This is a genomic window from Rhodovulum sp. PH10 (assembly GCF_000293785.1).
Classification (GTDB): domain Bacteria; phylum Pseudomonadota; class Alphaproteobacteria; order Rhizobiales; family Xanthobacteraceae; genus Rhodoplanes.
Genome location: NZ_AKZI01000003.1, coordinates 1 through 23,789 on the forward strand (window position 1 = coordinate 1; position 23,789 = coordinate 23,789).

The 23,789-nt window shown below is 71.3% G+C and carries 18 protein-coding genes; 9 read left to right on the top strand and 9 right to left on the bottom strand.

Annotated elements, in window-relative coordinates; translation table 11 throughout:
* The first annotated feature begins 417 nt into the window (after positions 1 to 417).
* The 3 genes from flhA to A33M_RS00400 all read left to right on the top strand — a co-directional run bounded on the left by flhA (position 418) and on the right by A33M_RS00400 (position 3,755).
* On the top strand, positions 418 to 2,532 hold the full coding sequence (gene flhA / locus A33M_RS00390) for a flagellar biosynthesis protein FlhA (protein ID WP_040618711.1): 2,115 nt from the start codon (positions 418 to 420) through the stop codon (positions 2,530 to 2,532).
* 335 nt (positions 2,533 to 2,867) lie between these two features.
* Complete coding sequence (locus A33M_RS00395) at positions 2,868 to 3,074, top strand: hypothetical protein (RefSeq protein ID WP_008382382.1); 207 nt, start codon at positions 2,868 to 2,870, stop codon at positions 3,072 to 3,074.
* Between the two features lie 153 nt (positions 3,075 to 3,227).
* Positions 3,228 to 3,755: a GNAT family N-acetyltransferase gene (locus A33M_RS00400; RefSeq protein ID WP_008382383.1), complete on the top strand. Its 528-nt coding sequence runs from the start codon at positions 3,228 to 3,230 to the stop codon at positions 3,753 to 3,755.
* Positions 3,756 to 3,889: 134 nt separating this feature from the next.
* Here A33M_RS00400 and A33M_RS00405 read toward each other — a convergent pair whose 3' ends face one another.
* From A33M_RS00405 to thrC, 5 genes are all read right to left on the bottom strand, one after another.
* Complete coding sequence (locus A33M_RS00405) at positions 3,890 to 4,306, bottom strand: DUF2794 domain-containing protein (RefSeq protein ID WP_008382385.1); 417 nt, start codon at positions 4,304 to 4,306, stop codon at positions 3,890 to 3,892.
* Between the two features lie 637 nt (positions 4,307 to 4,943).
* Positions 4,944 to 5,756 carry a hypothetical protein gene (locus tag A33M_RS00410; RefSeq protein ID WP_008382387.1) on the bottom strand — a complete coding sequence of 271 codons (813 nt, stop codon included), beginning with the start codon at positions 5,754 to 5,756 and terminating at the stop codon, positions 4,944 to 4,946.
* A gap of 73 nt (positions 5,757 to 5,829) precedes the next feature.
* Positions 5,830 to 6,417, bottom strand: a complete 588-nt coding sequence (locus A33M_RS00415) for a GNAT family N-acetyltransferase (protein ID WP_040618713.1) — start codon at positions 6,415 to 6,417, stop codon at positions 5,830 to 5,832.
* Positions 6,418 to 6,478: 61 nt separating this feature from the next.
* Positions 6,479 to 7,747 carry a M16 family metallopeptidase gene (locus A33M_RS00420; protein WP_008382389.1) on the bottom strand — a complete coding sequence of 423 codons (1,269 nt, stop codon included), beginning with the start codon at positions 7,745 to 7,747 and terminating at the stop codon, positions 6,479 to 6,481.
* Positions 7,744 to 9,168, bottom strand: a complete 1,425-nt coding sequence (gene thrC / locus A33M_RS00425; protein WP_008382390.1) for a threonine synthase — start codon at positions 9,166 to 9,168, stop codon at positions 7,744 to 7,746. The genes A33M_RS00420 and thrC overlap by 4 nt, the downstream gene beginning before the upstream one ends.
* Before the next feature lie 241 nt (positions 9,169 to 9,409).
* Between thrC and addB the strand changes: the two genes are divergently transcribed.
* From addB to A33M_RS00455, 6 genes are all read left to right on the top strand, one after another.
* Entirely contained in the window at positions 9,410 to 12,592 is a 3,183-nt protein-coding gene (gene addB, locus A33M_RS00430; protein WP_008382392.1) for a double-strand break repair protein AddB, read from the top strand.
* Positions 12,593 to 12,616: 24 nt separating this feature from the next.
* Positions 12,617 to 12,823, top strand: coding sequence for a type II toxin-antitoxin system HicB family antitoxin (locus A33M_RS00435; RefSeq protein WP_008382393.1), 207 nt, complete (start codon positions 12,617 to 12,619; stop codon positions 12,821 to 12,823).
* 46 nt (positions 12,824 to 12,869) lie between these two features.
* On the top strand, positions 12,870 to 16,385 hold the full coding sequence (addA, locus tag A33M_RS00440; RefSeq protein ID WP_008382394.1) for a double-strand break repair helicase AddA: 3,516 nt from the start codon (positions 12,870 to 12,872) through the stop codon (positions 16,383 to 16,385).
* Positions 16,386 to 16,463: 78 nt separating this feature from the next.
* The gene (gene trxA / locus A33M_RS00445; protein WP_008382395.1) at positions 16,464 to 16,787 is read left to right on the top strand and encodes a thioredoxin; all 324 of its coding nucleotides are present in this window, start codon (positions 16,464 to 16,466) and stop codon (positions 16,785 to 16,787) included.
* A gap of 194 nt (positions 16,788 to 16,981) precedes the next feature.
* Positions 16,982 to 17,545 (top strand): isopentenyl-diphosphate Delta-isomerase, encoded by a 564-nt coding sequence (idi, locus tag A33M_RS00450; protein ID WP_008382396.1) that lies wholly within the window; start codon positions 16,982 to 16,984, stop codon positions 17,543 to 17,545.
* Positions 17,546 to 17,578: 33 nt separating this feature from the next.
* Positions 17,579 to 17,905, top strand: coding sequence for a cupin domain-containing protein (locus tag A33M_RS00455; protein WP_008382397.1), 327 nt, complete (start codon positions 17,579 to 17,581; stop codon positions 17,903 to 17,905).
* Positions 17,906 to 17,953: 48 nt separating this feature from the next.
* On the opposite strand, the gene A33M_RS00460 is transcribed toward A33M_RS00455, so the two are convergent.
* From A33M_RS00460 to A33M_RS24740, 4 genes are all read right to left on the bottom strand, one after another.
* Complete coding sequence (locus A33M_RS00460; protein WP_040618715.1) at positions 17,954 to 19,246, bottom strand: c-type cytochrome; 1,293 nt, start codon at positions 19,244 to 19,246, stop codon at positions 17,954 to 17,956.
* A gap of 5 nt (positions 19,247 to 19,251) precedes the next feature.
* A complete protein-coding gene (locus tag A33M_RS00465; protein WP_008382400.1) occupies positions 19,252 to 21,012 on the bottom strand; it encodes a GMC family oxidoreductase in 1,761 nt (586 codons plus the stop codon).
* A 94-nt stretch (positions 21,013 to 21,106) separates the two neighbouring features.
* Entirely contained in the window at positions 21,107 to 21,856 is a 750-nt protein-coding gene (locus tag A33M_RS00470) for a gluconate 2-dehydrogenase subunit 3 family protein (RefSeq protein ID WP_008382402.1), read from the bottom strand.
* A 444-nt stretch (positions 21,857 to 22,300) separates the two neighbouring features.
* Positions 22,301 to 23,215 (bottom strand): OmpA family protein, encoded by a 915-nt coding sequence (locus A33M_RS24740; RefSeq protein ID WP_008382403.1) that lies wholly within the window; start codon positions 23,213 to 23,215, stop codon positions 22,301 to 22,303.
* Between the last annotated feature and the right edge of the window lie 574 nt (positions 23,216 to 23,789).

Below are 23,789 nucleotides of genomic sequence, written 5' to 3' on the forward strand. Positions count from 1 at the left end.
GGTCTTGCCGGCGGGCGACTCGGTGCGGGTCTGCGCATAGGCGACGCCCGAGCCGATCAGCGCGAGTGCGGTGGTGCCGGCGAGTAGTGTCTTCAGCATGAGTGCCCTCCAGGGAATGTTCACGGTCGTAGAGATAGTAAAACGGCACCGGATCCGGCAAGTTAAACTCGTGTAAGCATTACGGCTGCGTAATGTTTGCCACGAATTCGTCACGAAGACTGTGGCGGTCTGCCACATTCCGGTCCGTCGCGGCCCGTCGCGGCGCATCGCGGCCGCGGGCCGGCTCGCCGGCGAGGCCCTCCGGTCTCCCGGAACTCACTGAAAAACGGCGATAAACCCCGGCGTTAACGGTCTCGTAACCATACACCCGGCAAATTTTGCCGAGGAACGGTGGCCGCGCGGCGGCAGGGGGCGTGCATGTCGGACGTGACGGCGGGGCGGGAGAGGGCCGGCTTCAGGTTCCCGACCCTGCGCGAGATCGGGCGGACGCTCGCCAGCGGCGACATCGCGCTGGCGATGGGCGTGATGACCATTCTGGTCGTCCTGATCCTGCCGCTGCCGCCCTTCCTGCTCGACTTCGCCCTCGCGATCTCGATCATCACCTCGGTGCTGATCCTGATGACGGCGCTGTTCATTCAGCGGCCGCTGGAGTTCTCGGCCTTCCCGACCGTGCTCCTGATGTCGACCATGCTGCGGCTCGCCCTCAACCTCGCCTCGACGCGCCTCATCTTGTCGCGCGGGCACGAGGGGGCGAGCGCCGCCGGACACGTCATCGAGGCGTTCGGCAACTTCGTGATGGGCGGCAACTTCGTGATCGGGATCATCGTGTTCACGATCCTGATCATCGTCAATTTCGTGGTGATCACGAAGGGCTCGGGCCGCATCGCCGAGGTCGCCGCGCGCTTCAACCTGGACGCGATGCCCGGCAAGCAGATGGCGATCGACGCCGATCTCTCCGCCGGCCTGATCGACGAGAAGGAGGCGCGCTCGCGCCGCAAGGACCTCGAGGACGAGAGCTCCTTCTACGGCGCGATGGACGGCGCCTCGAAGTTCGTGCGCGGCGACGCCATCGCCGGCCTGCTGGTGACCTTCATCAACATCATCGGCGGGATGATCATCGGCATCGCCCAGCAGGGGATCACCTTCTCCGAGGCGGGCCACTCCTACACGGTGCTGACCGTCGGCGACGGCCTCGTCACCCAGATCCCGGCGCTGATCGTCTCGACCGCCGCCGGCCTCCTGGTGTCCAAGGCCGGCCTCTCGGAAGCCGCCGACAAGGTCTTGCTGCGTCAGCTGTCGGGCTACCCGAAGGCGCTCGGCATGTCGGCCGCGGTGATGGGCGTGATGTCGCTCCTGCCGGGCATCCCGATGCTGCCGTTCCTGCTGCTCGGCGGCGGCGCCGGCACGCTCGCCTGGATGCTCCAGCGCAAGGCGACGGTGGAGACCGAGGTCGCCGCCGCCCGCACCGAGGCGGCCGCCCAGGCGGTGCCGACCGAGGAGCCGATCTCCGCCGCGCTGAAGATCGACGACCTCAAGATCGAGCTCGGCTACGCGCTGCTGCCGCTGGTCAACTCGCCGAACGGCAGCGACCGCCTGACCGAGCAGATCAAGGCGTTGCGCCGGTCGCTGGCGATCGACATGGGCTTCGTGATGCCGTCGGTGCGCATCCTCGACAACGTGCAGCTCGACGCCAACACCTACCTCATCAAGATCAAGGAGGTCGATGCCGGCACCGGGCGGGTGTGGCCGGGCCAGTACATGGCGATGGACCCGATGGGCGGGCAGGTGAACCTGCCGGGCATGCACACCACCGAGCCGACCTTCGGCCTGCCGGCAACCTGGATCGACGCCGCGCTCAAGGAGGAGGCGGCGGTGAAGGGCTACACGGTGGTCGACGCCGCGACCGTCCTCGCCACCCACCTCACCGAGCAGCTCAAGGCCAACATCGCCGAGCTGTTGTCCTATGGCGAGGTGCAGAAGCTCCTGCGCGAGCTGCCGAAGGAGCAGGGCGAGCTGGTCAAGGAGATCGTGCCGGCGCAGATCACCGTCACCGGCATCCAGCGGGTGCTGCAGCTTCTCCTCACCGAGCGCGTCTCGATCCGCGATCTCGGCACCATCCTCGAAGGCATCGCCGACGCGCTCGGCTTCACCCGCAATCCGAGCGTGCTGGTCGAGCACGTGAGAAGCCGCCTCGCCCGCCAGATCTGCGCCCAGTACACCACGCCCGCCGGCCATCTGCCGCTGATCGCGCTGTCGGCGCCGTGGGAGCAGGCGTTCGCCGAATCGATCGTCGGGCAGGGCGACGACCGCCAGCTGGCGATGCAGCCGTCGCGGCTGTCGGAGTTCATCATGCTGGTGCGCGAGCGGTTCGAGGAGGCGGCGCGGATGGGCGAATCGCCGGTGCTGGTCACCTCGCCCGGCATCCGGCCGTTCGTGCGCTCGATCGTCGAGCGGTTCCGCGCGCAGACGCCGGTGCTGTCGCAGTCGGAGATTCATCCGCGGGCGCGGCTGCGCACCGTGGGCAGCATCTGAGCGGATCGGCGATCGGGCGGCGGGCCGCGGCCCGCGGCCCGCGGCCCGCGGGGAAGCGGGGTCCGTCGCGCTTTCCTAAAATGCCACGGGAATTCGTAAGGCATTGTAATAAAAGGAGATATATGGTCGGGTTTGCGGCCGGATCACGAATTCGTGAAGTCGCGAAGGGGAAACTTTCCTCGCACGTAGCAGTTTGGTCCCGTGCACGAGGGGAACTGGACGCCAGCATTCGGACGCCACGCACTCGGAAGGGCCGATCGGCCCGCGACGGCCCCCGCTCCGTCGAACCCGAGCGCCACCACCGGCGACCAATGGTCAGGACAGGGGAGGGGTCAATGAAGAACGCTTCGCTCGCCACCGCCGATCGCATCACTCATCTGAAGGTGGTGGTGCTCGCCCTCGTCGCCTCGATCGCGATCATGGTCATCGGCATCACGGCGCACGCGACCGACGACACCCGCGGCTACGGCATCGCCTCGGTGCCGGTGAAGGCCTCGCCCATTCTCATGATGTCGAGCGACGAGCTGCGCGTGGTGCGCTGAGGCGCCCGCTTTCGCGCGCTCGCTCCGCGAGTTTCGCACCGAGAGTTTCGCAAGACGGCCGGGCGGAAAAAAACGCCCGGCCGTTTCGCGTTCCGGTGGAAGGTCGCCACGCTCCCGCTTCTCGAATCGCCGTCTCAGGATTACGAGCGCGGCATGGACAAGCCCCGCATCCGCCCCGCGACGCCAGCCGACATCCCGGCGGTGACGGCGATCTACGGCCATGCGGTCGCCAACGGCACCGCCTCGTTCGAGATCGAGCCGCCCGATGCGGCGGAGATGACACGGCGGATGGAGAAGCTGTTTGCCAGCGGCCACCCGTATCTCGCGGCGGAGAGCGAGGGGGCGGTGGTCGGCTACGCCTATGCCGGGCCGTATCGGCTGCGGCCGGCCTATCGCTTCACCGTCGAGGATTCGATCTATGTCGCGCCCGACGCGGTGCGCAGCGGCATCGGCCGCGCGCTGCTGTTTCACCTGATCGTCGAGAGCGAGCGTCGCGGCTTTCGCCAGATGGTCGCGGTGATCGGCGATTCCGGCCACATCCCCTCGATCGAGCTGCACCGCGACGCCGGCTTCCGCATGGTCGGCACGCTGGAGGGCGTCGGCTACAAGTTCGACCGCTGGCTCGGCACGGTGATGATGCAGCGCCCGCTCGGCGACGGCAGCAAGACGCGTCCGGGCTGAGAGACGCCGCCGGCCGAGCGGGCCGTGATCGCCCGCAGCGCGGGCGACGCCGGCGACGCTCCTGGCGGCCGGTCACGGCGCTGACGACGCCGATGGGTGGCGATGAAGGCCGGCGGGGCGACGCCGGAGGGCGCTCAGGTCCCGACCACCTTCAGGCTCACCCGGTCGAGCTCGCGCAAAACCCGGTCGAGCTCGTGGCCGACCTTGACGATCAGCCCGGTCGCCGACACCACCCGCCACGCGCCCTGGCGGCGGGCGAGCTTCGGCGTCTTCTCGATGCGGTAGAGCGCCACCTCGGCGGTGCGGCGAAACACCGAGAACACCGCGCGGTCCTTGTGGAAGTCGATCGCGTAGTCGCGCCACTCGCCGGCCGCCACCTTGCGGCCGTAGAGGCCGAGAATGCGGTTGAGTTCGGGGCGGCTGAAGGTCACCCGGGCGGCGGCGGCGGCGGCGGCGGAGCCGGGGCCGGGGAAGGGGGCGACGGGAAAGCCGGTGCTTCCCTCGCCCCCGCGGGTCTCGCTCGGATCGGATTCGCCAAAATCGAGGGTCATGCGGCTCCTCCTGGTCGCGTCCTGGCCGGTCGGACGTCTCGTCGTACGAACGTCATGATCACTCCGGCCGGGGCGCGAGGGCAAGCGTTTCCGGATGCGGGGAAACCCCCGGCCGGACGCACCGTTCCGGCGCCCGCCGGCCGCCCGGGAGGCCCCCAAAAGGCGCCCGAGAGGCGCTCGGGCCGCGTCCCCCGGCCGCCCCGAGCGGCCAGAGAGGCGCCCCGGGTCGCCCGCGACCGTCCCCGACGGCGGCTCGTGCCGGCCGCCCGCGACCGCGCGGCGGGCCGCGCTCACGCGATCTCACCGACCGATCACGCGTTCGTTATGTCTTTCATAATGCTGCCTGATTTCGGCCGTTCGGCGGTCGCCTCGGGCGGCTACACCGTCCTCATTGGCACTGGGTCCGGTCCGAGAAGAGAACCGGTTCCTCAGCCCCCCAGCCCCCCGGGCTCGTAAGGGCCGGACCCTGTGGCCATGTTCCAGACGGTTCATTCCCGAACGACACGCGGGCCGGTCATGCCGGCCCTTTTTTTGTGCCGCTGCTTTCGCGCACCGTCGCTTCTGCTGACCGTCGCTTCTGCGCGCCGGCGCCACCGGGCACCGGTCCTCGTCCCTGACCCCCGGCGCCCGCCGCCGGTCAGCGGCGGCCGCGGCGCGGGTGGCGCTCCTCGGACGCGCCCTTGGGGTCGAACCCGACATAGATCACGTACTTGTCGAGATCGGCGGGTGACGGCACCGGCACCGCGATGTCCTCGGCGACGTGGGTGAAGGGCACGTTCGGCTGATCGGGGCCGATCGCCACCGACACCGTGTAGAGCTTCGACCAGATGGTCTTCGGCTGGATGCCCTCCTGCACGATCGCGTAGCGCAGCGGAATGGTGGTCTCGCCGGCGGCGCCGGCCGGCCCGAGAATGAGCCGGCCCTGCACCCCCACCTTGATCGACAGCGTGCCGGCATTGACCGTGCACGAGCGCGCGGTGCGGCCGAAGGTCGCCTGGTAGCGCAAGCCCATCGCCTGGTCGTTGCCGGGGGCGTTCATCTGCAGGGTGCCGGCGCCCTGGCGGATGTCGACCGGCGGGCAGGTGACGTCGAGCGTGGTCAGCGTCGAGTTGCCGGCGGCATCGCCCTGGGTCGCCTTGTCGGCGGCGCGCGACTGGGCCTGCGCCTCGGCCTCCGAATCACCGCCGAACAGGCTGCGGAAGCGGTCCATGAAGCCGGACGAGCCGCCGCCCCCGCCGCCGGCCGGCTCCGCCGGCTTGCCGTTGAGGAACTCGTCGGTCGCGGCGCAGCCGGCGACGGCGAGCCCGGTCGACAGCAGCAGCGCCGCGATCGTCGCCGTCCGCCGGCGCTTTCGCCGCGCGTCGGGCCTCTGCCGCCCCGCCGCCTCGTGCTCCGCCGCCGCCCGCGCCTCGATCGCCCGCGTTGCCGTCCGCCCGATCCGTTCCGCCATGCCTGTCCCCCACTGCCGTCGCTCGCGTTACCGATCGACCATGGCAGGTCCGTGACGCTCCCGGCGGCCCGGGTCAAGGGGTGGGATCGTCCTTCAGCCGTGCGAACAGCAGATGGTCCTGCCAGACCCCGTCGATGCAGAGATATTTGCGGGCGTACCCCTCGCGCGAAAACCCGCAGCGCTCGAGCAGGCGAATCGAGGGCTGGTTGGTCGGGATGCAGGCGGCCTCCAGCCGGTGCAGCCGCAGCGCGCCGTAGGCATAGGGCATCAGCGCCCGCACCGCCGCGCTCATGTAGCCCTGGCCGGCGAAGGGCGCGCCCATCCAGTAGCCGATGCTGCCGGCCTGGGCGACGCCACGCCGGATGTTGGCGAGGGTGATGCCGCCGACCAGCGCCCGGTCGGCGCTGCGATAGACGAAGAAGGCATAGGCCTGGTCGGCCCGCTGGTCGTCGATGTAGCGCTTGATGCGGCGGCGGAAGGCGCTGCGGGTGAGGTCGTCGATCGGCCAGGTCGGCTCCCACGGCGTGAGAAAGTCGCGGCTCTGCTCGCGCAGAACCGCCCACTCCTCGAAGTCCGCCATCAAGGGCGGACGCAGGATCACGCCGCCGGCCTCGAGGGTGACGGCCTGATCGGCGAGACTCGCAGTGCGGAAGAACGACATGGTTCGATCACGGCGCCTCGACACCGCGCGCATCTTGCGCGCGGTCCGGCCGTCCGCCGGGTCACGCCGCCTTGAGTGCCAGACTTTCGGCGATCGCTGCGGCGGATTCAAGTCTGCCGGGGCCGAGCACGGCGACCGCGGGCCGCGAGCGCGCCATCAGGGCACGGCCGGCGGCCTTGGTGCTCTCCACCGTCACCGCGTCGACCCGGGCGATGATCTCCTCCACCGGAATCACCCGGTCGTGGATGATCATCTGCCGGGCGAGCTGCTCGGCCCGCGCGCCGGAGCTTTCCAGCGCCATCAAGAGCCCGCTCTTCATCTGCGCCTTTGCGCGCGCCACCTCGACCTCGGTGATGGTGTCGGCGGCGGCCTCCGTCTCGGCCACCACCACCTGCATCAGCTCCTCGGCGTCGGCCGCGTCGGTGCCGGCATAGAGGCCGAACAGCCCGGTGTCGGCATAGGGCGAGTGGAAGCAGTAGATCGAGTAGCACAGGCCGCGGGTCTCGCGCACCTCCTGGAAGAGCCTAGACGACATCCCGCCGCCGAGCACGTTGGTGAACACCTGCAGGCTGTAGAGCGAGGGGTCGCGCTGCGGCACGCCTTCGAGCGCGATCGCCAGATGCGCCTGCTCGAGGTCGCGGCCCTCGACATGGACGCCGCCGGCGAAGCGGGCGGGCTCGGGCTTGCCGGGCCGGGCGCCGTCGATGTGGGCGAACAGCGAGCCGACCTGATCGACGATCGCCGCGTGATGGACCGCGCCGGCCGCCGCCACCACGGTGGTCGGAGCGCGGTAGTGGCGCGCGAGATAATCGCGCAGCATGCGGCTGTCGACCGCCCGCACGGTGTCCGGCGTGCCGAGGATCGAGCGGCCGACCGGCTGGTCGGCATAGGCGGTCGCCTGCAGGAAGTCGAACACCAGGTCGTCGGGGGTGTCCTCGAGGGCGCCGATCTCCTGGATGATGACGTTGCTCTCGCGGTCGATCTCGGCCGGGTCGAAGCGCGGATGGGTGAGGATGTCGGCCAGCACCTCGAGCGCGAGCGGCACGTCGGCGCGCAGCATTCGGGCGTAATAGGCCGTCACCTCGACGCCGGTCGCCGCGTTGAGGTCGCCGCCGACCGCCTCGATCTGCTCGGCGATCTGCCGCGCGGTGCGCGTCTCGGTGCCCTTGAAGGCCATGTGCTCGAGAAAATGCGAGACGCCGTGCTCGTCGGAGCGCTCGTACCGGCTGCCGCAATTCACCCAGACGCCGAGCGAGGCGGTCTCGAGGTGGGGCATGTCGTCGGTCACGACGATCAGCCCGGAGGGAAGACGGGACACCTCGACGGTCATGCGGTTGCTCCTGCGCCGGCCCCGGCTGCGGCCCGGCCATGGGTGAGAATCGTGCGGGCGACGGCCTCCTGGTCGGCCGGCAGCACGGTGATGCGCTCCTCCCGGCGGGGGAGGTCGCCGAGCCATTCGGGCAGGCCCGGCCGCACCCCGCAGGCGGCCTCGACCGCATCCGGGAATTTTGCCGGATGGGCGGTGGAGAGCACGATCATCGGCACCGTCGGGTCGCGCGGCTCCTTCTCGGCGACCGCATAGGCGACCGCCGTGTGCGGATCCATCAGGTAGCCCGCCTCGCGCCGCACGGTGCGGATCACCGCCGCGGTCTCCTCCTCGCTCGCCCGATCGGCGGCGAACAGCCCGCGCATCTCGGCGAGCGCCTTTGCGCCGACCGTGAAGCTCTGCGCCCGGCTCAGCGAGGCCATGGCGACGCGAACCGTCTTGGGGTCGCGGCCGCCCGCCTCGAACAGGAGCCGCTCGAAGTTCGACGACACCTGGATGTCCATCGACGGCGAGGAGGTCGCCACCACGTCGCGCACCTGATAGGTGCCGGTCGCCAGCGTGCGGGCGAGGATGTCGTTGACGTTGGTCGCGATCGACAGCCGGTCGACCGGCAGTCCCATCTTCGCGGCGACCCAGCCGGCGAAAATGTCGCCGAAATTGCCGGTCGGCACCGAGAAGGCGACCTTGCGGTGCGGCGCGCCGAGCGCGGCGGCGGCGGCGAAATAGTAGACGATCTGCGCGACGATGCGGGCGAAGTTGATCGAGTTGACGCCCGAGAGGTTCACCCGGTCGCGAAAAACGTGGTCGTTGAAGAGGCCCTTCACGATCGCCTGGCAGTCGTCGAACGTGCCTTCGATCGCCAGCGCGTGGACGTTGTCGGCCTCCGCCGTCGTCATCATCCGCCGCTGCACCTCGGAGACGCGGCCCTGCGGATAGAGCACGAACAGGTCGGACTGCGCCGCCCCGCGGAACGCCTCCACCGCCGCGCCGCCGGTGTCGCCGGAGGTCGCCACCACGATGGTGCTGCGCGCGCCGCGCTCGGCCAGCGCCTGGTCCATCAGGCGGGCGAGGATTTGCATCGCCAGATCCTTGAAGGCGAGCGTCGGCCCGTGGAACAGCTCGAGCACGAAGGTGTTCGGCCCGACCTGCACGAGCGGCGTCACCGCCGGATGGCGGAACGTGTCGTAGGCCTCCTTCGCCATGCGGGCGAGGGTGGTGTCGGCCAGCGCGTCGGCGGTGAACGGCCGCATCACCTCGACGGCCAGCTCCGCATAGGGGCGGCCGGCAAAGCCCGCGATCGTCGCCCGATCGAACTGCGGCCAGCTTTCCGGAACATAGAGGCCGCCGTCGCGGGCGAGGCCCGCGAGCGTCACGTCCATGAAGCCGAGGGGCGGGGCCTCGCCGCGGGTGGAAATGTAGCGCACGCTCGTTTCGTCGCCTCTTGCTGCCGAAGCTCGAGAGAAGCCCGAGATCCTTGCCGCGCAGCACGGCCCGTCTCCGGCCCGCTTCGGCCCGGATCGCGGGGCCGGCGGGTAAATCTCTGGAATCGCTGACCGTTCCAGGGCCGGGGCGGGGGCGCGCGGCGGCGTGCCCGGCACACTAGTCGGAACGCATCGCGGGCACAAGGACGCCCGCCGCAGGGCCGAATCCGGATAATATGGGGGCATGCGCCGTTCGTCCCGCGTCTTCACCGTCCCGGCCAGCGTGCCGTTCCTGCCCGTTCTGGCCGATGCGCTGCTGGACGGCGCGCTGGTGCCGGGCTTTGCCTGCCGGCACGACCCGGCCGCGCTCGCCGGGGCGACGCTCTATCTGCCGACCCGCCGCGCCTGCCGGATCGCCCGCGACGTCTTTCTCGACGCGATGGGCGGCGAGGCGGCGATGCTGCCGAGGATCGTCGCGCTCGGCGACATCGACGAGGACGAATTGGCCTTCTCCGCCGCGGGCGAGGGGAGCGTCGCGGAGGGCGGCGCGGGCGAGGACGAGGCGCCGGAGGGCGGCCTCCCGGAGCCGTTGGACCTGCCGCCGGCGCTGCCGGGGCTGGCGCGGAACCTGCTTCTGGCGCGGCTGGTGCAAACTTTCGCCGCCGGCGTGCGCAAGAAGACCGGCGAGCCGCCGCTGGTGGTCGGCACGCCCGCCGCGGCGCTGGCGCTGGCCGAAAAGCTCGCCCGGCTGATCGACGACATGACGATGCGCGGCGTGCCGTGGGCCGCGCTCGACGGGCTGGTGCCGGACGAGCACGACGTCTACTGGGCGCTGACGCTCGATTTCCTCAAGATCGCCCGCGACGCGTGGCCCGCCGTGCTCGCCGAGCGCAAGACCATCGAGCCGGCGGTGCGGCGCGACCGGCTGATCGCCGCGGAGGCCGCGCGGGTGGCGCGGCTCGACGGGCCGGTGGTGGTGGCGGGCTCGACCGGCTCGATCCCGGTGACGGCGCGCTTCATCGCGGCGGTGGCGAAGCTGCCGCACGGGGCGGTGGTGCTGCCGGGCCTCGACACCGGGCTCGACGACGCCTCCTGGGCGGCGATCGCCGGCATCGCGGAAACGTCGGGCGACATCGCCGAGCCCGAATCGGGGCATCCGCAATTCGCGCTGCACGGGCTTCTCGAAACGCTCGGTCTTTCGCGAGCCGAGGTGGCGGTGCTCGGCGAGCCGGGCCGGCACGACCGCGCGGTGCTGTTCTCCGAGGCCTTGCGGCCGGCGGCCACGACGCATCTGTGGCAGGCGCGGCTGATCGCCGAAGATTTCGGCAAGGCGCTGACGAGCGGCCTGCCCGGGCTTTCGGTGATCGAGGCGGCGACTGCCGAGGAGGAGGCGCTGGCGATCGCCGTCGTCCTGCGCGAGGTGTTGGAGACGCCCGGCCGCACCGCGGCGCTGGCGACGCCCGACCGCGCGCTCGCCCGCCGGGTCGCCGCCGCGCTCGGGCGCTGGCACGTCACGGTCGCCGACACCGGCGGCACGCCGCTCGCCGACACCCCGGCCGGCGTTTTCGCGCGGCTCGCGGTCGAGACCGCGCTCGGCGGCGTCGCCCCGGTGCCGCTGCTGGCGCTCCTCAAGCACCCGCTGGTCCGGCTCGGCGCGCCCGAGCACGGTTTTGCGCACGCCGTCGGCACGCTCGAGCGGGCGGTGTTGCGTGGGCCGCGTCCGCGCGCCGGCACCGCCGGCCTCGCCCACGCGCTGGCGACCGTGCGGGAGGAGCTGGAAAAGGCGCGGGCCGGCGAGCCATCCGCGATTCATCGCGCCGATCCGCGGGCGTCGCTCGCCGACGCCGACCTCGCCGCCGCCGAGCGCTTGGCGGAGCGCCTCGCCGCCGCGCTGGGCCCGCTCGAAAACCTCGACTCCCGCAAGCCGCAGTCCCTGAAAACCCTCGCCGAGGCGCATGCCGCGGTGGTGGCGGCGCTCGCCGACGACGGGGCGGGCGAGGTCGCCGCCTTCGAGGGGCCGGACGGGCGGGCGCTCGCCGCGTTCTTCACCGACCTCGCGGCGGATGTCGCTGCGGAGAGCTTTCAGGTGCGGCTCGACGACTATGGCGAGCTGTTTCGCACCGCGATCGCCGACCGGATCGTTCGCCAGCCGCCGGTGACCGGGGCGCGGCTGCAAATCCTCGGCCTGCTCGAGGCCCGGCTCGTCGCGGTCGATCGCATGGTGCTGGGCGGGCTCGCCGAAGGCGTGTGGCCGCCGGCGCCGAGCGGCGATCCCTGGCTCAGTCGGGGCATGCGGCTCGCCCTCGGGCTCGATCTGCCGGAGCGCCGCATCGGCCTCTCGGCGCACGATTTCGCCCAGCTCGCGGGCTCGGCGCCCGAGGTCGTGCTGACCCGCTCGGCAAAGGTCGGTGGCGCGCCGGCGGCGGCGAGCCGTTTTCTGCAGCGTCTCGCGGCGGTCGCCGGCCCGGCGTGGCAGGACGCCGTGGCGCGGGGAGAAAAATATCTCGGCTTTGCCCGCGCGCTCGACCGGCCGACCGGCCCGCCGCAGCGCGCCGCCCGCCCGGAACCGCGGCCGCCGCGCGAGGCGCGCCCGGTGTCGCTCTCGGTCACCGAGATCGAGCACTGGCTGCGCGACCCCTACACGATCTACGCCAAGCATGTTCTCGCTCTCGCACCGCTCGATCCGGTCGATTTGCCGCCCGGCGCAAAGGACCGCGGCACCGCGATCCACGCCGCCGTCGCGGCTTTTGCGACACAGTATTCCGAGGCGCTTCCGAAGGATCCGTTCGCCGAGCTCTTGGCGATCGGCCGCGAGACATTCGCGCCGCTCGACGACTATCCGGAGGCGCGCGCCTTCTGGTGGCCGCGCTTCGTCGACATCGCCCGCTGGGTCGCCGATTTCGAGCGCGGGCGCCGCGAGAGCATCGCGACGCTGCGGGCGGAAATCCGCGGCACGCTCGACATTCCGGTCGGCGAGCGCGTGTTTCGGCTGGTGGCGCGGGCCGACCGCATCGAGAAGCATCGCGATGGCACCGTCGCCATCCTCGACTTCAAGACCGGCATTCCGCCGTCCTCCAAGCAGGTGCGGCTCGGCCTGTCGCCCCAGCTCACGCTCGAAGGCGCGGTGCTGCGCCGCGGCGGTTTTTCCGACTTTCCCGCCGGGCTGTCGCTCGCCGAGCTCGCCCATGTGCGGCTCAAGGGCGGCGAGCCGGCCGGCGATTTTTGTGCGGTCGCGTTCGAGGACGTCACCGCCGACGCCGCCGCCGACAAGGCCTTCGCGCGTCTGGTCGGGCTGATCGCCCGGTTCGAGGACCCGGAGACGCCGTATCGCTCGCTGGTGCGCTCGATGTGGAAGACCCGCTACGGCACCTATGACGACCTCGCGCGTGTAAAAGAATGGTCGGCCGGCGAGGGAGACGGGGAATGAGCGTGCTCCGAGGAGATTTTGCCGATGCGGTATGCCGTCGTGATCGAGAAGGCCAACGGCAACTACTCGGCCTATGTGCCCGATCTGCCCGGCTGCATCGCGACCGGGCCGACGGTGCCGGAGGTCGAGGCGAGCATCCGCGACGCCATCCGTCTCCATCTGGACGGGTTGCGGGAGGACGGCTTGCCGGTGCCCGAGCCGAGCAGCCTCGCCGAGTACGTGGAGGCGTGAGGCGGAGCGCCCTCGGCACGAGGCGAACGGCACGTCGGGCCCGCCCATGAGCGCCCCGCGAAAAATCCCCGAGGCGATCACCGCGGTGCAGACCGCGGCGGCCGATCCTGCCGTGTCGGCCTTCGTGGCGGCCAATGCCGGCTCGGGCAAGACGCACGTTCTGGCGCAGCGCGTCATCCGGCTGTTGCTCGCCGGAGTCGATCCGGCAAGAATTCTCTGCATCACCTTCACCAAGGCGGCGGCCGCCAACATGGCCGACCGGGTGTTTTCCCAGCTCGCCGGCTGGATCTCGCTCGACGACGCCGCGCTCGACGCCAAGCTTTTGGCGCTCGGCGTCAAGACGGTCTCCGCCGGCCAGCGCGAGCGTGCGCGAAAACTGTTTGCCGCCGCGCTCGACGCGCCGGGCGGGCTGAAGGTCGAGACCATCCACGCCTTCTGCACGCGGCTCCTGCAGCGCTTCCCGTTCGAGGCGGAGGTGCCGGCGCAGTTTTCCGTGCTCGACGACCGCGCGACCGACGAGCTGTTGGATCGTGCGACGCTCTCGGTGCTGCTCGAGGCGACCGCGACCCCCGAAAGCGTGCTCGGGCAGGCGCTGGCGGACGCGCTCGCCTGTGCGGCCGATACCACCTTGCGCGATCTCCTGCGTGAGACGGTGTTTCGCCGGCACGCGCTCTCGGCCTGGTTCGCCGCATCGGGCGGGCTCGCCGGCGCACTTGAAAAACTCTCCGAGACGCTCGGCGTCGCGCCCGGTGAGACGGCCGCGACCATCGAGAAGAGCATCGTCGAGAGCCCGCTGCTGCCGGCCTCGGAATGGAAGGCGGTCGCTGCGGTCTACACCGGCGGCAGCAAGACCGACGTGGAGAAGGCGGACTGCCTTCTGGAGGCGCTCGCCACCAGCGGCCCGTCACGGATCGATGCGTATTCGCGGGTCTTCCTCACCGAAAAGGGGACCCCGCGCAAAACGCTCCTCACCTCGGCTCTGGCGAAGAAGCATCCAGCGGTTGCCCAAAGGCTCGAGGCGGAGAAGGACCGCCTGGTCGCCCTGCAGGCGAGGCGGCAGGCCGCTGCCTGTCGCGACCGCACCGCCGCGCTGCTGACGCTCGCGGAAGCCGTGATCAAAAAAATATCCACCGAGAAGGCGCGGCGCGGGCTGCTCGACTACGACGACCTGATCGACAAGACGCTCGATCTGCTCGCCCACACCGCGCCCGGCTGGGTGCATTACAAGCTCGACCGTGCGATCGACCACGTGCTGATCGACGAGGCGCAGGACACGAGCCCGAAGCAGTGGGAGATCGTCCGCCAGCTGGTCGCCGAGTTCACCGCGGGCGAGGGCGCGCGGCCGGGCCGGCGCAGCATTTTTGCGGTCGGCGACGAGAAGCAGTCGATCTTCTCCTTCCAGGGCGCGGCGCCGAAGGAGTTTGCCCGCAACCGCCGTTTCTTTCAGACGGCGCACCGCGCCGCCGGCCTGCCGTTCCTCGCGACCGAGTTCAAGTTCTCGTTCCGCTCGGGCGCCAACGTGCTCGGCGCGGTCGATGCGGTGTTTTCCGGTCCCGGCATGGCGGCGAGCATCACTTCGGATGCCGCCGGCATTCCGCCGCACGAGGCCTTGCCCGACGCCGCCCCGGGCGTGGTCGAGCTGTGGCCGCTGATGCCGCCCGACCCGGTCGACGAGATCGAGGGCTGGGACGCGCCGTTCGACGCGGTGGTGGAGACCAGCCCACAGGTGAAGCTCGCCGGCCGCATCGCCCGCACCATCCGTGACACGATCGCCTCCGGCGAGCCCGCCGGCAGCACATCGCGTCCGCTCCGGGCGGGCGACGTGCTGGTGCTGGTGCGCCAGCGCGGAAAAATGTTCGAGGCGATCATCCGCGCGCTGAAGGAGGCGGGCGTGCCGGTCGCCGGCGCCGACCGGCTGACGCTGACCGAGCACGTCGCGGTGATCGACCTGATGGCGCTCGCCGACGCGCTCTTGCTACCGGAGGACGACCTGGCGCTGGCGATCGCGCTGAAGAGCCCGCTGCTCGGCTTCGACGACGACCTCCTCTTTCGGCTCGCCTGGCGGCGGCCCGGCTCGCTGCATGCCGCCCTGATGGACGCTGCCGACGAAGACCCGGCCTTCGCCGCGGCCGCCGCATGTTTTGCCCGCTGCGCGGAGGTGGCGCGACGCGAGAGGCCGTTCGGCTTCTTCTCCTGGCTGCTCGGCGCCGAGGGGGGACGTGCCCGCATCCTCGCCCGGCTCGGCCTCGAGGCGAACGACGCGCTCGACGAGTTTCTCTCGCTCGCGCTCGACTACGAGCGGGCCGAGACGCCGTCACTCCAGGGTTTTGTTGCGTGGCTGCGGGCGGCCGAGACCGAGATCAAGCGCGACATGGAGATTTCGCGCGACGAGGTGCGGGTGATGACGGTGCACGGCGCCAAGGGGCTCGAGGCGCCGCTCGTCTTCCTCGCCGACACCACCCAGCCGCCCGCCGGCCCGCGTGCGCCGCGCCTCCTGCCGGTGCCGATCGCCGGTGCCCCGCCCGGTGCCGCCGAGGGGATCGTGTGGGCCGGCCGCAAGGACGGCGATCCCGCCGCGGTCGGCGCAGCGCGCCAGCAGGCGAGCGCCGAGGCCGAGGACGAGTATCGCCGGCTCCTCTATGTGGCGATGACGCGGGCCGCCCACCGGCTGGTGGTTTGCGGCTGCAAGGGCGCGAGGACGCCGCCCGCCGGCTGCTGGCACGAGCTGATCGAGCGGACCTTTGCCGGCGGCCCGGCGGTGACCGAGGACGAACGGGAGGGGTTCGACGAGCCGGTGAGGATTTTTCGGAAGGTGGCGGACGTGCCGGCCGTGGTCGCCGCGGCGTCCGAGGAGCCGCCGCCGGCGCCGGAGCCGCCGGAGCCCGGCTGGCTGCGCACCCCGCTCGCCGCCGGCTGGTCGGGCGCCGGCGAGAGGGCTCCCGGGCCGCTCGCCCCTTCTGTGGCGGACACCGCACGGCCGGTCCGCCCCCGCTCCGCCGAGGCGGCAGAGGCTCTCGCCGCAGCGCGAAAAACCGCGATCGCCCGCGGCGTGTTGGTGCATCGGCTGCTGCAGACCCTGCCGGACCTGCCGGCCGCGCGCCGGGCGGCTGCGGCCGCCGATTTTCTCGCTTTGCGCGCGACCGACCTCACCACCGCCGAGTGCGAAAAACTCGCCGCCGAGATTGTGGCGCTGCTCGCCGATTCGCGGCTCGCGCCCTTGTTCGGCCCCGGCAGCCGCGCCGAGGTGCCGATCGTCGGCCGCCTGCCGGCCGCCCCCGGCGGGCCGATCCGCGTGGTCTCCGGCCGGGTCGACCGCCTCGCGATCACCCCCGAGGCGGTGCTGATCGCCGACTTCAAGACGAATCGCCCGGCCCCGAAAACCGCCGCCGCGGCGCCGCCCGCCTATGTCGCGCAGCTCGCCCTCTACCGCGCGGTGCTCGCCCGCATCTATCCCGACCACCCCGTCCGGGCCCTGCTGGTCTGGACCGACGGCCCTGATCCGATGGAGCTTTCCGCCGATCTCCTGGACGCCGCCCTGGCCCGCATGGCGGGGCTGCCTTGACGGGTGGGGGGTGCATTCATACGTTTCCCGCCACAATCATCGACAAGCACGATAGCCAAAGCGAGCGAGGTACTCCCCATGGGCGTCTCCAAGGTGTCCGACCAGGATTTCGAGGCCGAGGTCCTGAAGTCGGACAAGCCTGTCGTCGTCGACTTCTGGGCGGAGTGGTGCGGCCCCTGCCGCATGATCGCCCCGGCGCTCGAGGAGATCGCCAGCGGCGCGCTCGCCGACAAGGTGAAGATCGTCAAGCTGAACGTCGACGAGAACCCGAAGGTCGCCGCGCAGTACAACATCATGTCGATCCCGACGCTGATGCTGTTCAAGAACGGCGAACTGTCGTCGCGTCAGGTCGGCGCCGCGCCGAAGCAGAAGCTGGAGCAGTGGATCTCGTCGGCGGTCTGACGCCGCGCCGCTTCGTCCGCCTTCCCCCGTGGACCGGCGGGCCGGTCGTTCCCGGCCGTATCGCTCGGCGGCGGCCGGGATTTCACCGAGCCTGCCGTCCGGCCGGCCCCGTCCGCGGGCCGGCTCCTTCCCCGGAGCGCGCGCCGCGTCTCGTGAGACCGAAGCCGCGCGCCTCCGCACGAGAGAGACCGATCATGTCGACCGCGATCGCCGACAACAGCGCCCCCGAGGAGCAGATCATCCTGGTCGATGCGAGCGACAAGCCGATCGGCGTCGCCGGCAAGACCGAGGTGCATCGCCGCGGCCTCCCGCACCGCGCGATCTCGGTGCTGGTGCGCAACTCCGCCGGCGAGCTTTTGATCCAGCGCCGCAACCCGCAAAAATACCATTCCGGTGGCCTGTGGGCGAACACCTGCTGCAGCCACCCCCGGCCCGGCGAATCGACGCTGGACGCGGCGCTGCGCCGGCTGCCCGAGGAGATGGGCTTCAGCTGCACGCTGTCGCCGTTGTTCATCACCCGCTACCGGGCGAAGCTGTCGAACGGCTTCATCGAGGACGAGCTGGTGCACGCCTTCGGTGGCACCTTCGACGGCGAGGTTTCGCCCGACCCCGAGGAGGTCAGCGAGCACGCGTGGGTCGCGTTCGACACGCTGTGGGCCGACCACAAGGCGAACCCGGCCGCCTACACGGTGTGGTTCCGCCACTATCTCAACGTCCATCACGACGAGATCGTCGCCTGGCTTTCCCGCCCGGCGTGACCGGGCGGTCGCTGGTCGGGTGGTGACGGCACGATGATCGCGAGCGGCAATCTCTTTTCCGGCTGCGGCGCGCCGCAGGCCGACGAGGTCGTCACCGTGCTCGCGGACGGGCCGGGCGTGCGCATCGAGCGGATCGTCTCGACCGGCCAGGCGAGCCCGGACAATTTCTGGTACGACCAGCCCGCCGCCGAATGGGTGGTGCTGCTGACCGGCTCGGCCCGGCTGCGCTTCGCCGACGAGCCGGCGGCGCGCGAGCTTTCTCCCGGCGACTGGGTGCACATCCCGCCCCACGTCCGCCACCGGGTCGAGGCGACCGATCCCGTCGTCGCCACCGTCTGGCTCGCCGTCCATCACGGGTGATGGCGCCGTGACGCGCGCCGGGTCGATCGGCCGCCGCCTGCCGTCGGCTCACGACTTCGGCGACGTGCCGGAAGACGTGCCGGGCGGCTCGGCCACCGGCCCGGTCGCCTTCAGGGTCTTTCGCAACGCCCCGACAGCGCCCGCCGACACGGCGCCGGCCCGGTTGCCGAAGCTGCCGCGCACATAGGTCGCCACCGCGGCGATCTCGGCGTCGGTGAGCTTCCAGGCGAACGCCGGCATCGCGGAGGGGGTCGGGCGCTGGTCGGTCGCCACCGTCCGGGCGCCCTCCAGGATCACCCGCAGCACCGTGGTCGGGTCGGATTGCTGGACGACGGTGCTGCTCGCGAGCGGCGGAAACATGCGCGGCACACCGCTGCCGTCGGTCGCGTGACAGGCGGCGCACTGGTCGGCGAACACCTGCCGGCCGGCCGCCGTCACCGCGCGGTCGGCGGCGCGGCTGCCGCCACCGGGGCCGGGGCCCTGCGCCTTCAGATAGACCGCGATCGCCTCGAGGTCGGCCTCGGTCAGGTTCGACAGCGAGTACTTCACCACCTCGGCCATCAGGCCGGTGGCGCCGCTGAAGCGGTTGCGGCCGGTCTTCAGGTACTCCACCACGTCGGCGACCGACCAGCGGCCGAGCCCGGTGCGCTGGTCGTCGTCGAGCGACGGCGCCCACCAGCCCTGCACCACGCCGCCGCGCAGCGCCGGGCCGGAATTCGCGCCGAGCGCGTTCTTGCCCGTGTGGCAGGCGCCGCAGTGACCCGGCCCCTGCACCAGATAGGCGCCGCGGTTCCACGCCTCGCTCTGGCGCGGATCGGGCTCGAAGGTGCCGGGCGAGAAGAACAGCAGGTTCCAGCCGCGCAGGAACACCCGGTGGTTCAGCGGCCATGTCAGGTCGTTTGCGGGCGGCCGGCTGCGCACCGGATCGAGCGTGTTCAGATAGGCGCGGATCGCCAGCACGTCCTCGCGCGGCATTTTTGTGAAGGAGGGATACGGGAAAGCCGGGTAGAGCCGGCTGCCGTCGGGGCGGATGCCCTCGTGCATCGCGCGGTAGAACGCCTCGTCGGTCCAGGCGCCGATGCCGGTGTCGCGGTCGGGGGTGATGTTGGGCGTGTAGATGGTGCCGAACGGCGTCGGCACCGCGCGCCCGCCGGCGAACGGCTTGCCGCCCTCCACCGTGTGGCAGGCGATGCAGTCGGCGGCATCGGTGAGATATTTTCCGCGCGCGATCCGGCCATACGAGACGTCGGCGGCGGCGGCCGGCACGGAGGCGGGCAGCGTGGCGGCGGCGAGCACGCCCGCGAGCAGCACGGGAACGAGGGTGGAGCGAAGCGGCGTCATCGTCGTCACGCCTGCACCAGCGGGCCGGGGCTCTTCAGATACTGGTTGCGGATCGCGTCCGCCGCCCAGTAGGTGAGCGCGCCGACGGTGCCGGTCGGGTTGTAGCCGGGGTTTTGCGGGAATGCGCCGGCGCCCATCACGAACAGGTTCGGCACGTCCCAGCTCTGCAGATAACGATTGACCACGCTGGTGGTCGGGTCGCTGCCCATGATGGTGCCGCCGGTGTTGTGCGTCGTCTGGTACGGCACGATCGAGTAGGAGCCGCCGTGCTTGCTGATCTTGATCTCGCGCGGGTTCATGGCGCGGGCGATCTCGGCGGCGCGCGCGGTCAGATGGTCCGACATGCGGTGCTCGTTGGCGGTGTAGTCGAAGGTCATCCGCATCAGCGGCCGGCCGTAGACGTCGCGATAGGTCGGGTCGAGATCGAGATGATTGCCGCGATGGCTCATCACCGCGCCGTGGGTCGAGACGGTGGCGGTGTGCATGTAGTTCTTCACCATCGCCTGCTTCCATTTCGCGCCCCAGCGCGGCGTGCCCTCCGGCGTCGGGTGGAACTCGATCGGCCGGCCGCCGGTGTTCCAGCAGGCGAGATAGCCGCCGCCGATGAAGCCGAGCCCGCCGTGATCGAAATTGTCGCCGTTGAAGTCGTCGATCGCCATGCCGAGCGCGCCGGCGCCGACGAACGGGTTCATGATCTCCTCGTCGAAGAAGGCGGCGACGCCCGACACGATCTGATACGCGTAGTTCTTGCCGACCACGCCCTCGCCGGTCGCCGGATCGTACGGCTTGCCGATGCCCGACAACAGCATCAGCCGCACATTGTGGAGCTGATAGGCGCACAGCACCACGAGGTCGGCCGGCTGCTCGTACTCGTTGCCCTGGGTGTCGACATAGACGACGCCGGTGGCGCGCTTGCCGGACCCGTCGAGGGTGACGCGCAACACCTCGCTGCCGGTGCGCACCTCGAAATTGTCCTTGCGCATCAGCACCGGGATCACGGTGGTCTGCGGGCTCGCCTTGGAATAGTTGCCGCAGCCGAACTTTTCGCAGAACCCGCAATAGGTGCACGGGGCGAGCGTGACGCCGAGCGGGTTGGTGTAGGCGCGCGACATGTTGGCGGACGGCGCCGGGAACGGATGCAGGCCGAGCTTCTGCGCCGCCTCGGCGAAGCGCAGCGGGCCGTACACCATCTCCATCGGCGGGTTCGGATAGTCGCGCGAGCGCGCGCCCTCGAACGGGTTGCCGCCCTCGACCAGCCGACCGCCGAGATTGCCGGCCTTGCCGCCGATGCCGCACAGATACTCGAAGCGGTCGTAACAAGGCTCGAGCTCGTCGTAGGTGACGCCCCAGTCCTGGATCGTCATGTCCTCGGGCAGCGCGCCGTAACGCTGGGTGTTGTGCGTGCGCGCCAAAAAGTCCGACGGCAAGAAGCGCCAGGTCTGGCCGTTCCAATGGATGCCTGCGCCGCCGACGCCGGTGCCCGGCAGGAACGAGCCGAGCCGGCGCATCGGCAGCGCGGTCTGGCTCGCGTCGTTGCGGAAGGTGAGGGTTTCGCGCGAGGGCTCCTGAAACAGCGCGCGGCGCCAGTAATAACGCAGCTCGTCCTGGGCGAAGGTCACGCCGAAGTCGGTCGAGGTGTCGCGCCAGCCGCCGCGCTCGAGCGCCACCACGTTCAGCCCGGCGTCGGTCAGCTCCTGGCCGAGGATCGCCGCGGTCCATCCGAACCCGACCAGCACGGCATCGACCGGCGGCAGTTTTTGCGCCATGTTTGGAACTCCCGAGGTGCTACGCGTTCCAGGTGCTACGCGTTCCAGGTGCGGCTCGTGTCGGACGCGGACGCGCGCGAATAGAAGCCGGCGCTCAGTCCCCGACCTGCCAGCCGGGGCGGCCGAGAATGCCGACGGGGGGAAGATCGAGCCGCTGATTGTGCTTGCCGACATACGGACGGTAGTCGTAGCGGGCGCCCGGAAAGCCGATCAGCTTCCAGCCGACCATGTCGCGGTTGCCGCCGTAGAGCGGGTCGGAGAAGAAGCCTTCGATGGTGTTCTGCAGCAGGAGATCGAAGAAGGTCTTTGCCGGCGCGTTGGGCAGCGCGAGCGTGTCCTTCTCGAGCGCGGTCAGAAGCTCGTCCTGCTGCTCGCCGGCGAGCGCCGAGAACGTCTTGTCGTCGAAGGTCTGCGTACAGTGGGCGTCGATGTCGGCGAGCGCCGCGCGATAGAGCTGCGCCGGCGTGAGACGGGTCTGATAGCCCTGGCCGTCGCTGCCGGTCTGCCACGGCCCCTGCATGTACCAGCGCTGCGCCCGCCCGTACGGCCCGTCGAGCTGGCGGTCGATGAAGGTGGTGACGCCGGCCTCCACGGCGCCGGGACCGGTGTCGTCGGCCGGGATCAGCCGCGCCACCATCGCGTCGAGACAGGTCGCCTCGGCGGGGGAGAGATAGCGATAGCCGCCGGGCTCTGCCGGAACCGGCGCGTTGGCCTCGCCCGGTTGCCAGGGTACTTCGCGGGAATAGGTGCGGGCGCCGGCGGGCAGGGTGTCGAGGCCGGCTTCGGCGCCGACCAGCGCGCCGATCGTGAGAAGCGTTCGGCGGCTGACATCGGCTTTGCTCATCGCGGGGGGATCCGGCACGTCGGCGCAGGCCGACGATCACCGTCCCGCGCACACGAATGAACTCACCTCGGTCAATCTCCCGCAGCCTGGAAGAGTTCCATGTCGCGGGCGTGACGCCGCAGCGACTGTGTACGCTGGCGAACTCGTGAGCGGCCGGGCCTCGTGATACCAACGGTGCCTGAAAGCGACTCTCCCCGTCACCCTGAGGCGCCCGGCGAAGCCGGGCCTCGAAGGGCGACGCCCGGGCCGTTCATCCTTCGAGGCTCGCTCCGCTCGCACCTCAGGATGACGGATCAAAGTCATCCGCCGTTGGTATGAGATCGTCGTGAGACCGTCGTGAGGCCGACGTGACACGGCCGATGTCGGAGTTTTTTCGTTCGATCGGCGCGGCCCCCGAAAGGACCGCGCCGATCGTCGTCGTCGTGAAAGCCGACCCTCGTGGGATCAGCGCTGCCCGGTCAGCAGCGGCGTGATCCGGCGCACCGTGACGCGCCGATTGGCGCGCACCGGGCCGTCGCTCGGCACCTTGAGATACTGCTCGCCATAGCCCTGCGTGACGAGGTTCTCCGCCGGCACGTCGAACTGCTGGGTGAGCACCAGCGCGACCGACTCCGCCCGGCGGTCCGACAGCGACAGGTTGTCGACGTCCGAGCCGACCGCGTCGGTGTGGCCCTCGATCAGAAAGACCTCGCGCGGATTTTGCGAGATCGCCCGGTTGAGCCCGTCGGCGATGCCGGCGAGGCGCTGGATCTGATCGGGGTCGAGCGACCACGAGCCGGTCTCGAACGTCACCGTGTCGAGGTCGATGCGGGGCATGCGGTCGCGCAGCGGCGCCGAGTAGCGGATCTCGTCGAGCGTGTAGGCCCGCTCGATCGGCATCACCGGCGGCGCCGTCAGGGTGTCGTAGAGCAGCGCCGGGTTCGCGCTCTCCATGTCGACGATGTAGCGGTCGCGCGGGATGCGCACGACGGGCGGCGGCACGTCGACGAAGAAGCCCGGGCCGAAGCCGGGGCCCCAGCCGGGACCGCGCGGGCCGCGGCGGCCGGGCGGGCCGAAGCCCGGGCCGTGGCGGTTGTCGATCAGCACGATCTCGCGGCCGTCCGGCAGCACCCGGGTGCGCCGCAGGAGATAGCCGTCCTCGTCCACCACCGTGACGACCCGGTCGCCGCCCGGCCGCACCACCACGGTGACGCGCTCGTCGCCGCGCCGCTCGGTGCGCACGTCGCGCGCGCCGTAGCGGAAGCGGTCGAGCTCGTCGTGGCGGATGATGGTGCGGTTGCCCTCGCGAATGATGGTGCGATCGGGCTCGCGGATGATGGTGCGGTCACCCTCGCGGCTCTCGCGGCGCTCGCCGCGCACCGCGTCGATGCCGCGCAGCGGCCGGCCCTGCGGCGATTGCGGGGCGATGCCGGCGCCGGGCGGGGCCGGCGGAATCGGCCGGTCGGCCTGGTCGGGCCGCAGCGCCGGACCACCCGGACCACCGGGACCACCGGGACCTCCTGGGCCGCCCGGCCCGCTGGAGGGACGCGGTCCCGGCTGACCGGGGCGCGGAGCAGGCGCCGGCTGATCGGGAGCGGCCCGATTCGGGGCGGCCTGATTCGGGGCCGGCTGGCCGGGGGCGGGGCGCGCCTCGTTCGGCGCCCTCTGCTCGGGACCGGGGGCGGGCGCGGGCGCGACGCTCGGGCGCGGACCGGGCTGGGGCTGGCCGGCCGGCGGCGGAGCCGGACGGCCGCGCGGGCCTTCCTGAGCGTTCGGGGGCGGCGCCGGCGGCGTCGGCCGGGTGGCGTTCGGGGGCGGCGCCGGCGGGGTGGGGCGCTCGGCGTTCGGCTGAGGCGGCGGTGCCGGCGGGGTGGGACGCGGCTGCGGCCGCTCGACCCGGGCCGGCGGCTCGGGCGGACGGGGCGGCGCGGCACGCTGCTCGGGCGGCGGCGGG